This is a genomic window from Nocardioides sp. NPDC058538 (assembly GCF_042719275.1).
Classification (GTDB): domain Bacteria; phylum Actinomycetota; class Actinomycetes; order Propionibacteriales; family Nocardioidaceae; genus Nocardioides.
Genome location: NZ_JBHXNY010000003.1, coordinates 207,871 through 223,303 on the forward strand (window position 1 = coordinate 207,871; position 15,433 = coordinate 223,303).

A 15,433-nucleotide genomic window follows, 5' to 3' on the forward strand; every position below is an offset into this window, starting at 1 on the left:
GGCTAGATCAGCGGCGCCGTGTCGACGTCGTCAGGGCCGATCACGCGACCGTCGTCCGCGACACCTCGGATGCGCTGCAGCAAGGCATCGCGGGAGACTCCCACGCCATGCTCGAGATGGTCGAACACCTTCTCCAGCACGAGGTCGTTGTTGCCCTGGAACGCGTTGCGACGCCACAGTGCGACGGTCTGGGCCTCCTGGATCTGCTGGTAGCCGGCGCGCTCGCGCGGCATCCAGACCGGGTAGCCGTTGGCGGTCGCCATCGCCTTGAGCCAGAGGTCGTCTGCGTACAGCGCGGTCTCAGAGATCGCCTCGAGGTCGAATGTCGCTGTGGGCAGCGAGCGCGGCGGGTAGAGCACCCCGCCGATCCCCGTCGGAAGGAGCTGGTAGCTCGCCTTTCCGCGCAGGTAGTTGCAGTCGTAGACCCACCCGTCGTAGGAGCGAAGGGTGCCGTCCGGCCGGAACATGACCAGGTTGGCTCGCTGGCAGATGATGGCCTGCGGGTTCGCCAGGTGGCCCTCGTACAGGGTCTCGACGAGGTTCTCGTCGTAGACGACGTCATCATCGACGGTGACGACGAGTGCGTCGGGATACGCCTGCACCGCGTAGAAGTACTTCTTGTGCGGCGCGATGTCGCCGTCGACCCAGTGGATCTGGAAGCAGTCGTCCTGACGTTCCAGGACCTCGTTCGGGACATCGGCCTCGCGGTTGGGGAAGTTCTCGGTGGAGAGCCACAGGAGCACCTTGTCGGGCCGCTTCGTCTGCTCCACGAGAGAGTCGATGCACCGGCCGATGGTGAGCATCCGGTGAGGAATCGAGGTCAGTGACACCACCACGTCCCGGGTGGTTGAAGGGACTCTTCCACGGCGACGCTCAGCCTTCGTCGTGACCGGCTGGATCCTACGGCCGGCACCAGCGGCGATCCGGCGCTCGAAGAGAGCTCCGAGGTCCTTGGTGTACGCATCCATGCTGGCCCGCTCGTCATACGCCTGGCGGGACGCGTTGCCCATCTTCTCGAGCGTCGAGGACTTCTTGTCCATCATGGCCATGAAGGCGTCGCGGAGGGACATCACGTCGCCGGTGTCGACCACCAGGCCGTTCGCGTCGCTGACCATGTACTTGGCGCCGACGTTCTCCGTCACGATCAAGGGCTTGGACAGCATCGCTCCCTCGAGTGCGACCAGGGAGCACGACTCGTCGCGCGACGCGACGACCACGGTGTCCATCTGTGAAAGGAGCTCGATCTTCTTTCGCTCGTCGGAGATCACACCGTGGTAGTGGATGTTCTCCTCATCTGCGATCTGGCCGAACACGTAGGAGCTGACCGACGTACCACTGTTGATGAACCCACCTGCGAAGTGCAGCTCTGCGCGAGCCTGATACTCCTCTGGCATGGCCTTGTAGGCGGCGATGAAGACGTCGAATCCCTTGCGGTGCTCGATGGTGCCGAGCTGGACGAACCTGAACTTGCCGCCGGCGGCGATCTCGTACGGCTGTGCGTACGCCGAGACGTCGACGACGCTGTTACGCACCACCTCGACAGGCCCTTCGGCGTGCTCGGCGACGGCTGCCGCGGCGTACTCGCTGACCACACAGATGCTGCGGCTCTGGCGAAGCGTCTCCTGACGCTCCGGGGCCGCGGCGAAGAAGTCAGGAAGGTTGGTCGCCTCACGGACGTACCAGACGAGCGGGATCCTGCCCTCCAGTACGCGCACGTAGTCGTCCGTCGCCACCGTGTTGCAGACGACGAGCTCGACGCCACTCTCGATGAGCTTGTTGATCCGCTTCGGACCCAGCTGGCCGGCGCGCATCACCTTCACGGAGATGCCAAGAGCTGCGAACTCCTTCGAGAAGGGACCCGGCTTCGCGGTCCAGACCACCGGCTCGTACCCCAGGGACATCGCGACCTTGCACATCCGGTGCAGACTTCGGGGCGTGCCGGTGTAGGTCATCTCCGGGGACACGAACACGATGCGGCGCGACCGCGAGACCTGAGCGGAGTCCTCCGATGCGGCAACAGGCTCGAGCGCCTGGATCGGCCCACCGAGGTCGAACAGGTCACCGAATCGCTCGGTATGCGTCTCCTCGCCGAACAGAGCTGGTGTGGCGTCGTAGAGGAAGTCCTTGTAGACGTCGTAGGAGTACGACTCGTTCTCGATCGCCGCCTTCAACGGATTGAACGCGACATAGGGAGAGATCGGGCGGATGTCCCGGTAGTTCTTGGAGCGGGCCAAGTATGCCTCGACGAAGTCGACGATCCCGCGCTGCATCTCGGTGATCTGCTCGACGTTGCGCGGAGCGTTGTTCCCACGGACGGCGACAGCCCGGCCTTCCTCGAACCCGTAACCCACAACGCTGGAGGCAACCTCGGTGAACAGATACTCGAGCGGGTGGTGCAGCAGGTCCGTCTTGCGCGCCGCGTTCGGTCCGCCGGGCATCATGAACCTCGCGAGGTCCAGGTTTGCCGTCGGCGAGTAGGCATATGCGCTGATGAAGCCGTCAGAGACCGTGTCGGTGACCTGTTCCGTGCGGCTCGTGCACATCAGAGCGCCGGAGACCTCGAGAGCGCGGTCAGCCAACGCGGTGCGGAAGAAGTGTCGAAGGGCGGTGATGCAGGTGCCGCTCCAGCCGATGTCGACGATCAGAACCCGCTTGGCATCGCCGACGGCCGCGCCGAAGTACTCCTTCGCCGCGTCGACGCTGGTGCGGTTGTGCTCCTCGATGACGTGCTTGTGGTCCCAGAAGAACTGCTCCAGACGTCGCCGAGTGGCGCTGGCCGGGAACAGGAACCGCTCGATGTCTGCCTTGTCGAGGTACGGCAGCAGGTAGTCGAACCCGGTGTCGATCAGGAGCTGCTCGATGGTCTTGGTGTTGTTGGACTCCTTGAACCAGCGGAAGAAGGAGCGTCCGACGAAGTCGTCGAAGTTCAGGTCGAGCGTGATCCCGGCGGCCGCGTAGCGGGAGATGTCGATGTAGACGCCGTCCGCGCTGCCGTAGAAACGGTCGTAGACACGCGAGATCACGTCGCAGTCGCGCCCGCAGAACAGGATCCGGTCGATGCCCTTCTCGCGTACGACCGACTCGAGGAACTCGCAGAAGCCCGCGGCCAGAACGCCGCCGACACGGTAGCCGTGCGTGTAGTGCAGGCCTTCGGTCCAGGTGCCGGAGCCGATCGAGTTGTTGAGGGCAGCCCCGTAGAAGCTGCCCGCGAGCGTCTCCATGTACGGCTCCCGAACGAACCTTCGCTGGTCCTGGTTGTACACGGCCGGAAGACCGACTCGTTCGGACTGCTCGACGTCTGCCTCGAGATTGTCGCCGACGTGGACGATCGACGTCTCGCTGCCGTAATACTCCAGGAGGACCTGCTGCAGGGTGCCGTCGCCCTTACGGCGGAGGTACTCGTTCGACAGGTAGATCTTCTCGTAGCCCGCGAACCCGTTGCGGACGAGCATCTCCTCGATGACCTCCCGCGGGAGGTACATGTCGGAGGTGAACACGATGGGCTTGCCCTGGGCGAGCAGCCGATCGAAGACCTCCTTGATGTACGGGTTCGCTTCGGCCAGCTCGATCTCGAGGTCCCGCTCGAGCATCTCCCACTCCGGATCCGCGCCGTAACGCTCCTCCATCACGGCGTAGATCTCACGGAGGGTGACCTCTCGGGACCCCTTGTGGTTGTCGTTCTCCCGACGCGCGTGGTCCTCCGCCTGCTTGCGGATACTCGGGAATCGGTCGATGCCGAGCCTCGATCCCAGGATCCGGAAGACATCCTTCGGGAACTCCACCGCTCGGTACAGCGTCGTGTCGAAGACGTCGAACGAGACGACGTCATACGCGGCCAGGGTCTCGACCATCTCCTCGACGCTCAGCCGCTCGACACTTTCGGGCTTGAGAAAGTACGGCCGCCCGGTCTCCGGCTCGTCCCCCGCAGGCTCGCCCAGCCGAGCGCGCAGACGCTCGATCTTCGCGTTCAGACCCGACTGTCGGTCCAGGAGCCGGGTGTAGCGGGACAGCACGGGACCGCCACTGGTCGGACGACCGAACAGCACCAGCTTATGTTCGCCGTCCACTTCCGCGACGCGCACCATCCGATGACGCAGCCCGAGCTTGTTGGTCGGCTGCTCGCCCATACCGGCAGGCATGGTTCCTCCTTGTGTTTCTGGGGTGACGACAGTGCGGGCGGTCCCGCGTTTGGTCTGGTTTCGCGATCGAGCCGGCTCACGGCGCGCCGCAGCGCCGGGCTATTTCTCGACGACGCGGGCTCGGGGCTGTGGCGGGCGGACATCTCGCTTGAGCGAGTTGCGGATGACGCGAGGTCCGGACGTCATCAGGGAGCCGATCTTGAAGGACACCGAGCCGCGGGTGTCGGCGAGCTCCTGATCACGGCCCTGGAGCTCCTGCTCGAGGGTGACCACCCGATTTCGCAGCCGCTTGCGGACGGTCGAGGCGGCCCCGGCCGCCTCGGCGACCGCGTCGGCGAGATAAGTGGCCACGATCTCGGTGCACATCGGGCTCATCGCCGCGTACTGCCACCATCGTTCTGCGAAGTCGGCCGAGACATCCATCCACGGCTTCCGCTTGTCCGCGAAGTGGATGATGACCGGCGAGCTCATCGCCTCGTCGTACTCGTCGCGGGACCAGACCCGCTGGACGGCCGGTCTGCTCCAGAACTCCTCGACGTTCTTGGGACCGTACTTCGTCATCAGGTTGAAGCGGAGCGGAAGATGGCGGAGGCCGTCGTAGCAAACGATGTTGATGATGTCCTGATCGTCGGAGTCGAACTCCTTGGCGGAGAGCTCGAGGAACTCCTCGACAAGGCCGTCCTCACGCATCTTCTCCAGGTTCATCACCATGACACCGGAGTTGACGTAGCGGTCGAATGACGGGATGCCCATCGCCCGGGCCGCCTCTGGCGACCGGAGGTGGTAGACGGCAGCCGGCACCGCGGCGACATAGACGTCCTGCACGTCCTGCGCGTAGAGCGGCGACAGATCGCTCTCGATAACCGTGTCGACGTCGAGATAGATGATCTTGTCGATGTCTGGGAAGAGGTCAGGGAGCTTGAGCCGGAAGTACGCAGGTGCGGTCAGGTGCGACGTGCTCACCTTGACGTCGGCGAAGCCGTCCACGACGACGAACGTGATCGTGTTGCCTGGATAACGATTTTCGAAGCTGAGGATCTGGTCGCATACGTCCGCCGGGTACTCCTCCGCCACCATGATCCTGAGGTCGTAGCTGGTGTCGGTCCCGGAGTTCTCCAACAGCGACGTGATCGCCACCGACATGGGCTTGGCGTAGTTGAGGTCGGCGGCCATGGCGACCGGGATGGTGCGAGTCTGCTCGTCTTGAGCGTTGGCTACGCGGGGTTGCGGTAGTTCCAGATCCTGCGGGCGCGTTGTGGGCGCATGATCGGATACGGCGAGCTTGTGGGGAGCCACCTGTTGTCCTTGTCGAGCTGTTGACCGACCCCGATGGCGCGGGCGTGTGGTTCACGCCTGTGCCGGTATGGTGGGCCGTGGTTTGTCTTCCCCGAGATCCGGATGACCACGTCGCCACCCGGAAAACCGCCAGCCCGAACAAGGCGGTGTGTCGTCTGCTGCCCCCCGGCTGGTGCAGAGCTGCACCCAGGACGAACGACCGAGAGATTAACCCAACCGAATGCGGATCACTTAACTTTCGTCGACGATTTTCGGAAGCGTCACAGGCCTGCAATATTCGCGGCCGCGAAAGGGCCGTGAGCAATAGCCCAGATGGACTATTTATCCCTGGATTCGGCGGACTCGAGGTGCCGGCTGGCAGGCGGGGCAGAAGTAGGAGGAGCGGTTCATGAAGGCGGTGCGGCGCATCGGGGCACCGCACCGGTCGCAGGGCTCGCCCTCACGTCCGTACGCAGCGAGCGACCGCTCGAAGTAGCCCGACTCGCCGTTCACGTTGACGTAGAGCGCGTCGAAGGAGGTGCCGCCCTGGGACAGCGCCTCGGTCATCACGTCGCGTACGTGACCGAGCAGCTCGCGCACCTTCGGGCCGGTCAGCCGGTCCCCTGGCCGTTCGCCGTGCAGCTTGGCACGCCAGAGGGCCTCGTCGGCGTAGATGTTGCCGACGCCGCTGATCACGCTCTGGTTGAGCAGGATCCGCTTGATGCCGCTGGAGGAGCGGCGTACGCGGGCCACGACCGCCTCCGCATCGAAGGCCGCCTCGAGCGGGTCGGGGGCGATGTGGGCGATCTCGGGCGGGAGCTCGGCTCCCCCGGGGCTGATCGAGAGGCCGCCGAACATGCGCTGGTCAACGAAACGGAGTTCGCGCCCTTCGGCGGCGCCGTCGAGACGGATCCGGACGCGCAGGTGCCGCTCGTCAGGCGACTCCGGCGGCTGGACGAGCATCTGGCCGCTCATCCCGAGGTGGGCCATGAGGGCGTCACCCGAGTCCAGCGGAAGCCACAGATACTTACCGCGGCGGCGGGCGCCGACGAGGACGCGGCCCCTCAGCTCCTCGGCGAAGGCCGAGGAACCGGCGAGGTGGCGGCGTACGGGCCTGGGGTGCAGGACCTCGACGGCGATGATCCTCGCGCCGAGTACGTGGCGCTCGAGGCCGGCGCGTACGACCTCGACCTCGGGGAGCTCAGGCATCTAGGCTGAAGCGGCTGCCGCTTGGATCTCGCCGTAGGCCGTCTCCGCGGCGGCCTGCTCGGCCTCCTTCTTGGAGCGGCCGACGCCGTTGCCGTAGAGCTGCTCGCCGACTCGGACCTTCGCGGTGAAGGTCTTCATGTGGTCGGGGCCCTCGTCGGTGATGACGTATTCGGGCACACCGAGGGCACGCTCGGCGGCGAGCTCCTGCAGGGAGGTCTTCCAGTCGAGCCCGGCGCCGAGGTCGGAGGCCGCCTCGATGAGGGGATCGAAGAGTCGGTGGACGAGGACGGTGGAGACCTCGATGCCACCCGAGAGGTGGACCGCTCCGATCACCGCTTCGACGGTGTCGGAGACGATCGACGCCTTCTCGCGCCCACCGGTGGCCTCCTCGCCACGGCCCAGCTTGATGTGCTGGCCGAGGCCGATGGCCTGACCGACCTCGGCCAGGGCGCGGGCGTTCACAACTGCCGCCCGCAACTTGGCCAGCTTGCCCTCGGGCAGGTCGGGATGGATGCGATACAGGGTCTCGGTGACCACGACGCCGAGCACCGAGTCGCCAAGGAACTCCAGGCGCTCGTTGGTGGGCAGGCCACCGTTCTCGTAGGCGTAGGACCGGTGAGTGAGCGAACGCTCAAGCAGCTCGGGGTCCAGGATCGGATCCCCGAGCGCTTTGCGAAGCTCGGCGTAGTTGGTCAGGAGACTAACCGCGTGTCAGATCAGAGGACCTGGCGACGCTCGGCGCGAGCGCCGTACTGGCCGCACTCGCCGCACGCACGGTGCGGGATGTGCTTGGCGCCGCAGGCGGGGTTCGCGCACGTCACCAGGGTCGGCGCAACGGCCTTCCAGGCCGAGCGGCGGTGACGGGTGTTGCTGCGCGACATCTTCCGCTTCGGGACAGCCACTGTTTTCTCCTCTTATTCGGCCGGTCGGATCTCGACCGGCTACTGAAGCCTAGTTACTGGCGAACTCTAGTTGCTGGGCTCATCATTCAGCGAAGCCAGCCCCGCCCAGCGCGGGTCGACCTTGTCACCGTGGTTGTGCCCGGGATCGTCCGCGAGCCGCGCCCCACACTCGGGGCACAGTCCCGGACAGTCATCCTGGCACATCGGCTGGAACGGCAGTGCGAGCACCACCGCATCCCTGAGCACCGGCTCGAGGTCGATCAGGTCGCCCTCGGTCCGGCTGGTCTCGTCGTCCTCGTCAGGGGCCTGGCCGTCACGAGAGTCGTTGTAGACGTACAGCTCCTGGATGTCGACCTTGGCTTCGTCCTCGATCGGCTCCAGGCACCGCACGCACTCGCCCTCGAGGACAGCAAAAGCCGTCCCCGTGACCAGCACACCCTCCATGACCGCCTCGAGCCGCAGGTCGAACTCGACCGGCGAACCCTCGGGGACGATGAGGACTTCGATACCAAGATCCGTCGGCGCCGGCGCCGTCAGCTCCACGTGACGCTCGGACCCCGGGCGGCGGCCGAGCTCGCGTGTATCGAGCACGAGCGGCGCTCTCGGGTCCAGGGCAGTCATGTTTCACTTCCGGATGAGGGCACGACAGATCAGATGAGATCCTACCGGGACCGAGCTACGGCGACCAAAAGGACGGTCACCACACCGGCCACGCACGCGAGACCGGCGACGCCCGTCGCGACCCAGGCCGCCGACTGGAAGACCGGTGCGGTGGCCAGGTCGCCACCGGAGGGGTTCGGCGGAGCGATGTGGGCGGCGAAGACCGCGAACGCCGCCGCGGCCCAGACCGCGACCGCCGGCCCTGCCACGCGCGGAGTCACGGCGAGCCCGAGCGCGGTGAGCAGGCTGGTCACGACGGTGAGCGGGATCAGATAGCGCCAGTACGCTCCCCCGCCACCGGCCGCATAGTTGAGCTGGATCCCGACGATGACCACGGTCAGGGCGAGCAGCAGCAGCGCCGTCGCTCCCCGGACGGGCTCGCGTCGCGACGTGATCTCCCAGAACGCGCGGAGGCCGACGATCAGGCCGAGCACGAGCGGGGCGAGGGTGAGCACGGCACCGATGGTGACGTGCTCCTGGAGAGCCGGCGGGATGAGGAGCTGGCGCCAGATGTCGGGGTCGGAGGCGACATCGAGCACAGGGCGTACCTCCCGTTCCTGCAGGGGGCCGCCGGGCTTGCCGACGAGGTCGGTCTGCATGCCGGACCAGTTGCCGGTGGCGCGGAAGTTGCGGAGGTAGAACCATGCGTTGACGGCGACGGCGAGGAGCACCGAGATGCCCAGACGCAGGATGCCGGACCAGTCGCGGCGCGGGCCGAACAGCCAGACCAGGCCGAGGGCCGTCGCGCACAGGCCGAGGAAGACGACACCGGGGAGCCGGGTGCCGAGGGCGGCCGCGGCGTAGAGGCCGAAGAGCACCAGCCCGCCGGTCCGGGGCCCGTGGCGGAGCAGCCAGACGGTCTGACCGACCAGGAGGGTCGCCCACAGCACGAACAGGTTGTCGTTGAAGACGACGCCACCGAGCCTGGTCAGGGCCGGGCTGAGTGCGGTGACCAAGCCGGCTGCGATCGACACCTCGGGGCGGCTGGGGACGATCTGGCGCGTCGTCCACATCACCGCGGCCACGATCAGGCAGGTGATCACGAGGACGATGCCGCGGGCGGCCATCCCGGCGGCGAGCAGGTGGCCGGCGTCGGTGAGCGGTCCGACCACGGGCGCCAGCAGCAGGTAGAAGAGCGGTGGGTGCTGGCCGGTCCAGTCGAAGGGCAGCGTGTAGCCCCAGATCTGCGGCATCCGCATCGGGTCGCCGATGCTGATCAGGGTGCCGTGCCATAGCTGGTAGGCGTGGTCGACATGGGCCACCTCGTCCTTGGTGCCGTAGAGCGGCGAGGAGAGCGCATAGCCGGCGCACACGCCGGCGCAGGTGATGAGGTTGGCGATCAGGCCGGCGGTCCAGAGCTGTGGTGCGGTGGGCCGTGCGGTGGGCACAGAGATCTCCCGAGTGGTTCGTTGGCTTGTGGGGCTGGTGAGGGGATGTCGCCGGCGCGACGGGTCAGGAAGACGGCGACCAGGGCGACGACGACGTCGGCGAGGACGGCGATCCCGCGGGCCAGCAGGGCGACCAGCAGCGCCAGCCCGGGCGAGAGGACGCCGGAGAGGGCGACCACCAGGACCGCCTCGCGCAGCCCGGCGCCGGCCGGGAGCCCGATCGCGGCCATGCCCAGGCTGAACCCGAGCGCATAGCCGCCCACGCTGGCCAGCAACGAAGGCAGCGGGTCGCCACCCAGGCCGACCACGACCACCCAGATCTGGAGGCCGAGCAGGAGCCAGACCACGCCCTGCAGCGCGAGCGCCGTGCCGATCCCCCGCCAGGTCGGCAGCACCTCGAGCGGCTCACGACGCAGCAGCCGCAGCCCGGTGTCGGCGACCTTCGCGAAGACCGGCGGATGCAGTGCGACCAGGATCAGCGGCAGGAGCAGGACGGCCCACCAGTAGCGCGCGAACGTCTCCTGGCCGAGGAACGGCATCAGCAGCACCGACACCATCACCCCGGCGCCGACGGCGATCGCCAGCACGAGGACACCCTGGGTCAGGGACGTACGCCGCGGCACCCGCTCGGCGCGTGCCAGCTCCATCTGCCCGACGATCGTCCACACCGAGCCGGGCAGGTACTTCCCCAGCTGACTGACGTAGAAGATCCTGGCCGCGGGCACCAGCGGCAGCGGCGAGCCGAGATCGGCCAGCACCACCCGCCACATCAGCAGCGCGACACCCTGGGCGAGCACGGTCAGCAGAAAGGCGACCCCGAGCACCCGCAGCGGCAGCTCCTCGAAGCCCCGCACGAGCGCGTCCCAGTTGCGGTGGACCGCGTACGCCGCCACCAGGACGACGATCACGACGACCACCGCCTTGAGCGGCACCGCCTTCGTCCAGCCTCGGCCCACGGGTCCTCCTTGGCAGCACTTTTCGGGTGCCGACATCTCAGCTGCGGGGTGTGCTGCTCGATCTTTCCTTGACCTCGAGCCTAACGTTGAGGTGATGCACATCGTCGCCTTCGGCACCTACGACGTGGCCTCCCATCCGCGGGTCGCGGTACTCATCGAGGGCTTACGCGCCCGTGGCGCGGAGGTCACCGAGGTCAACCGCCCGCTCGGCCTGGACACCGCGGCGAGGGTGGCGATCCTGCGACAGCCGTGGCGATTGCCGCTGCTCGTTCTGCGCCTGCTGACCTGCTGGAACGGGCTCGCCGTCGAGTCGCTGCGTCGCCGACGGCGCGGGCGTCCCGACGCCGTCCTGGTCGGCTATCTGGGCCACTTCGATGTGCACCTGGCCCGTCTCCTCCATCCGCGTTCGACCATCCTGCTCGACCACATGGTCTCGGCGGCCGGGGTCGCCACCAACCGGCGGCTGGCCGGCTCCGGCGGGTTGAAGCTGCGCCTGATGAAGGCGATCGACACGATGGCGCTGAAGCAGGCCGACGTGGTCATCGTGGACACGGTCGAGCAGCAGGCCGGACTGCCCGAGGACGTACGCCGGCACTCGGTCGTGTGCCCGGTGGGTGCCACCACGGAGTGGTTCGACGCGGGTGCCAGGGCGCTCGAGCGGCCGACCGAGGAGCCCCTGAAGGCTGTCTTCGTCGGCCTCTTCTCCCCCACCCACGGCGCCCCGGTGATCGCCGACGCCCTCGACATCCTCGCCGACGACGAGCGGATCGAGGTGACGATGGTGGGGCAGGGCCAGCAGTACGACGAGGCCCGGCGCCTCGCGGCCGGCAACCCGCGCGTCTCCTGGGTCGACTGGGTCGACGCCGAGGACCTGCCCGACTTCGTCGCCGGGTTCGACGTCAGCCTCGGCATCTTCGGCACCGTCCCGCAGGCACGCCGGGTGGTGCCCAACAAGGCGTTCCAGGGCGCCGCCGCCGGCGCGGTCGTCGTCACCTCCGACACCGCGCCCCAGCGGCGGATGCTGGAGAGCGCGGCCATGCTCGTCTCCCCCGGAAGCGCGGAGGAGCTCGCCTCCGCCCTGACCGAGCTCGCCGACGACCCGGACGAGGCCCAGCGCCTGCGCGAGGCCGCCTACGAGCAGGCGCGGGAGCACTACACCCCGCAGGCCGTCGCCTCCCCCATCCTCGAATGTCTTGGCTGAAGCGAAGCCCGAAGCAATCAGCACAGCTGAACCCACCCCGACCCAGGACCCAGATGACGCTCAACGCCACCGACCGACCGCTGCCTCCGCTCGCACCCCGCGCCTGGCTCCGCTACGACATCGTCAGCCGGACCATCGACCGGCTGGCGCCGACGACAGCGCTGGAGATCGGCTGCGGCCAGGGCGCCTTCGGAGCCCGCCTGGCCACCCGCGCCGACTACCTCGGGATCGAGCCCGACGCGGACTCGTTCGCGGTGGCGTACGAGCGGATCACGTGCCTGGGCGGCACGGTGCTCAACGCGATGTCCTCGGAGCTGGAGTCGGGCAGGACGTACGACATGGTCTGCGCCTTCGAGGTGCTCGAGCACATCGAGGACGACAAGGGCGCGCTGGCGGAGTGGGTCACCCACATCCGCCCGGGCGGGCAGCTGGTGCTCTCGGTGCCGGCGTTCCAGGAGCGGTTCGGGCCGATGGACCGGCACGCCGGGCACTTCCGTCGCTACAGCCCCGAGGAGCTCACCCACCGGCTGGAGGAGGCTGGTCTGGGCGAGGTCGACATCACCGTCTACGGCTGGCCGCTCGGCTACGCCCTGGAGGCGGTCCGCAACCGGATCGACGCCCGGAAGCTGGAGAAGGTGGACGACCTCACACCCGAGGAGCTCACCCGGGCGACCGGACGTACGTTCCAGCCCAGCGGTCAGCTCAAGGGCGCTGCCATCGCCCTCGCGACCAGCCCGTTCATGGCCCTGCAGCGGCTACGGCCCGACACGGGCACCGGTCTGGTCGCCGTCGCGACCAAGCGCGACTGACACTCCGGCCGGAACGACCGAAAGACAACTTGAACGAACTACCGCGCGCGCTACCGGCACCCGTTCCCGACTACTCATAGATTTCCGGATTGTGCCCTCCCCTGTTGTGACTGGATCCGATCGGTGGCGCTCGGGCGTCGTCCTGGCACTTCTCGCCCTCTTCGTCGCGGTGACCTTCGGTCCCGCGCTCGTGGGTCAGGGGATGCTGCTGGACACCGGATGGCTGCACGCGATGATGCCGTACGCCGCCGACGGCCCGATCCCGCAAGGGACGCTGTGGTGCCGCGGCGACACCTGGGACTACTACCTGCCCGGCGTCGAGAACATCGTCGAGGGCGTGCGCCACGGCAACTGGCAGACCTGGGCGCCCTACGAGGTGGGCGGCGCGCCGCTGGCCTCGCTGCCGAACCACGCGGTGCTGAGCCCGGTCTCGTGGCCCTACTGGGTGATGCCGATGTGGCTGGCGCCCGCCTGGGTGAAGCTCACCGAGCTGGTCCTGGTGCTGACCGGGATGGTGCTGTTCCTCGGCCGGCTCGGGGTGCGGCGCAGCATCGCGCTGGTCGCCGGGCTGGTCTTCTTCACCTCCGGGTTCATGATGATGTGGACGAACTGGCCGCACACCAAGGTCGCCTGCCTGGTCCCGCTGCTGCTGTGGGCGCTGGACCGTGCGGTGCGGGAGCGTGGCGCGCGCGACCTCGCCGCCGTCGGCCTGGTCGTCGCCGCGATGCTGCTCGGCGGGTTCCCGGCGGTGACGATGTTCGCGCTGACCCTGGGCGGGATCTACGTGGTCGTCCGGGCGCTGGCGCTGCGGGACGTGCGGCGCACGCTGATCGCGGGCGGCATCGCCGCCGGCGGAGTCGGGCTCGGGGTGGCGCTCTCCGCGGTCCAGGTGCTGCCCTTCGCGCTCAACATGAGCGCTCTCGGGCTCGACGGGCGGGTCCCCAACGAGGTCAAGCCCGCCAGTCTCGTGCTGACGACGGTCGCCCCTGACGCCTACGGCACGTGCGTCGACGGGCTCTGGTTCGGCGAGGACAACCCGATCGAGTCGATCTCCTTCATCGGCGTCGCGGCGCTGATCCTGGTCCTGTGCGCCCTGAGCGTCAGGCTCCCCGGCGGTCGCCGCCCCTCGACGCCCGCCCTGTTCGCGGTCGTGCTGGCCGCGGTCGTCTGGCTGCTGTGGATCGGCGGGCTGCCGCTCGAGCTGCTCCAGAAGCTGCCCGGCTACAGCTCCAACAGCTTCGGGCGGGCTAACTCGATCTTCGGGTTCCTGTGCGCGGTGCTGGCCGGGATCGGGCTGGAGCGTCTCCTCCAGCGGGCCGAGGTGTCGCGGTCTGCTGATGAGGAGGGTCGGTCCTGGCGTCCGCGTCTGGTGGTGTCGCTGGTCCTGCTGGTGGCGGCCGCGGGGGTGGCTGCGTACTTCCTGTATGCGGCGTACGCCTACATCGACGGCGCCCCTCGTCCGATCCCCGACATCGCCGCGAAGCTGCGGGTGCCGGCGCTGCTGGGAGTGGTCTCGGTCCTAGCGGTGGCGGCGACGCTGCTGCTGCGAGGCCGGCTGCGACTGCTGGGCCCGCTGGTGCTCGTGCTGGCGGTGCTCGCGCAGAGCACGATGTTCGCGCGCGAGGTGCTGCCGCTCACCGACCGCGACGAGTTCTACCCGGTCACCCCGGCCCACCAGTTCCTGAAGAAGAACCTGGGCGAGGAGCGCTACGGCGCCTCCGCGTGGGAACACTCGGGGGTGGCCGACCACTACCGGCTGCGTACGCCGACGGGCCATGAGTTCACCTCGGCGGAGTGGAAGGCGCTGATCGCCGCGGTCAGCCCGGACGCCCAGCTGTCCCCGACCTACAGCGACTTCCCCGCCAACGTGCCCACGCCGGGGCGTCAGCCGGTGCTCGACCAGCTCTCCGTCCGCTACTGGGTGACCCAGCCGATGGAGGTCATCGGCGTCTCCGAGCCGACGCCGGTGCCGGTCGGGCAGCGGCAGCCGCTGACCGTCATGCCCGGCCAGCAGGCGACGTGCCAGGTCCCGCAGGGCGACCTGCGCGGGATCGAGGTCACCGTCCCCCACGGCCTGAAGCCGCGGGCACAGACGCCGACGGTCGTCCGGGTGAGCGTCGGAGCCGGCGCAGAGAAGGTCACCTCGGAGCGGGCCATCGCCGTGAACCGGCCGCTCAAGCGCGGAGAGAAGCTGCGCGTCGCCGTGCCCGACCACCGCTTCGCGTCCGGTCCGGTACCGGTCACCATCTCGTTCTCGGGGAAGAAGAAGCCTGTCCGCCTGGCCGGTCGCACCGACGGTTCCGCGGTCTGCGCCGCGGTCCGGCCGGAGAAGGGCGACGGGCTGCGGGTGGTGCACGCCTCGGCCGGCGCAGTCGTCTACGAGCGCGCGAGCGCGCTGCCGCGGATCCGCTGGGCCGGCACCAGCGAGGTCGTCGCCGACGGGCCCACGCGAGTGCGGCGCCTGACCGAGGGCGTCGCGCCCGGCACGGTGCTCCTCGACGAGGACTCGACGCCGGCCGCGTCCGGCTCGACGGCCCGGGTCGACGTACGCCGAGACGAGGCCGAGACGATCTCGGCCGAGGTCACCGCGGACGGAGCCGGCTACCTCGTCGTCGCCGACTCGATCGCCCGCCCGGGCTGGTCGGCGACGGTCGACGGCCGCCCGGTGGACCTGGTCGCCGGCAACCACGCCTTCGCCGCGGTGCCGGTCCCCGACGGTGCACACACCGTCACCCTCCGTTATGACGCGCCCGGCCTGCGGTCCGGGGCGGTGATCTCCGCAGTCGGCGCTCTTGTTCTACTTGGCCTCCTGTTCGTCCCGACCGTGTTCCGCAGATGGCGGCGAAGCAGGAACGACTCCTTGGTCCCGAAGGATGCCGACGCCTAGAACACGT

Annotated in this window: 11 protein-coding genes; 3 read left to right on the forward strand and 8 right to left on the reverse strand. The window is 68.4% G+C overall.

Features of this window, described 5'->3' with window-relative positions:
• Positions 1 to 2: 2 nt before the first annotated feature.
• The 8 genes from ACFWQC_RS04390 to ACFWQC_RS04425 form a co-directional block, all read right to left on the reverse strand.
• Positions 3 to 4,139 carry a glycosyltransferase gene (locus tag ACFWQC_RS04390; protein ID WP_378673590.1) on the reverse strand — a complete coding sequence of 1,379 codons (4,137 nt, stop codon included), beginning with the start codon at positions 4,137 to 4,139 and terminating at the stop codon, positions 3 to 5.
• Between the two features lie 99 nt (positions 4,140 to 4,238).
• A complete protein-coding gene (locus ACFWQC_RS04395) occupies positions 4,239 to 5,312 on the reverse strand; it encodes a glycosyltransferase family 8 protein (RefSeq protein WP_378673592.1) in 1,074 nt (357 codons plus the stop codon).
• A gap of 444 nt (positions 5,313 to 5,756) precedes the next feature.
• Positions 5,757 to 6,623 carry a bifunctional DNA-formamidopyrimidine glycosylase/DNA-(apurinic or apyrimidinic site) lyase gene (gene mutM / locus ACFWQC_RS04400; protein WP_378673595.1) on the reverse strand — a complete coding sequence of 289 codons (867 nt, stop codon included), beginning with the start codon at positions 6,621 to 6,623 and terminating at the stop codon, positions 5,757 to 5,759.
• On the reverse strand, positions 6,624 to 7,319 hold the full coding sequence (gene rnc, locus ACFWQC_RS04405; RefSeq protein ID WP_378673771.1) for a ribonuclease III: 696 nt from the start codon (positions 7,317 to 7,319) through the stop codon (positions 6,624 to 6,626).
• Between the two features lie 20 nt (positions 7,320 to 7,339).
• Positions 7,340 to 7,525, reverse strand: coding sequence for a 50S ribosomal protein L32 (rpmF, locus tag ACFWQC_RS04410; RefSeq protein ID WP_008358292.1), 186 nt, complete (start codon positions 7,523 to 7,525; stop codon positions 7,340 to 7,342).
• 66 nt (positions 7,526 to 7,591) lie between these two features.
• Positions 7,592 to 8,146 carry a YceD family protein gene (locus tag ACFWQC_RS04415; protein WP_378673599.1) on the reverse strand — a complete coding sequence of 185 codons (555 nt, stop codon included), beginning with the start codon at positions 8,144 to 8,146 and terminating at the stop codon, positions 7,592 to 7,594.
• Positions 8,147 to 8,187: 41 nt separating this feature from the next.
• A complete protein-coding gene (locus ACFWQC_RS04420; RefSeq protein ID WP_378673602.1) occupies positions 8,188 to 9,573 on the reverse strand; it encodes a hypothetical protein in 1,386 nt (461 codons plus the stop codon).
• Complete coding sequence (locus tag ACFWQC_RS04425) at positions 9,525 to 10,529, reverse strand: lysylphosphatidylglycerol synthase domain-containing protein (protein ID WP_378673605.1); 1,005 nt, start codon at positions 10,527 to 10,529, stop codon at positions 9,525 to 9,527. The genes ACFWQC_RS04420 and ACFWQC_RS04425 overlap by 49 nt, the downstream gene beginning before the upstream one ends.
• 94 nt (positions 10,530 to 10,623) lie before the next feature.
• On the opposite strand from ACFWQC_RS04425, the gene ACFWQC_RS04430 reads away from it, so the two are divergent.
• The 3 genes from ACFWQC_RS04430 (at position 10,624) to ACFWQC_RS04440 (ending at position 15,426) form a co-directional block, all read left to right on the forward strand.
• A complete protein-coding gene (locus tag ACFWQC_RS04430) occupies positions 10,624 to 11,730 on the forward strand; it encodes a glycosyltransferase (RefSeq protein WP_378673608.1) in 1,107 nt (368 codons plus the stop codon).
• Positions 11,731 to 11,783: 53 nt separating this feature from the next.
• On the forward strand, positions 11,784 to 12,539 hold the full coding sequence (locus tag ACFWQC_RS04435; protein WP_378673611.1) for a class I SAM-dependent methyltransferase: 756 nt from the start codon (positions 11,784 to 11,786) through the stop codon (positions 12,537 to 12,539).
• Positions 12,540 to 12,645: 106 nt separating this feature from the next.
• A complete protein-coding gene (locus ACFWQC_RS04440) occupies positions 12,646 to 15,426 on the forward strand; it encodes a YfhO family protein (RefSeq protein ID WP_378673614.1) in 2,781 nt (926 codons plus the stop codon).
• Positions 15,427 to 15,433: the final 7 nt, after the last annotated feature.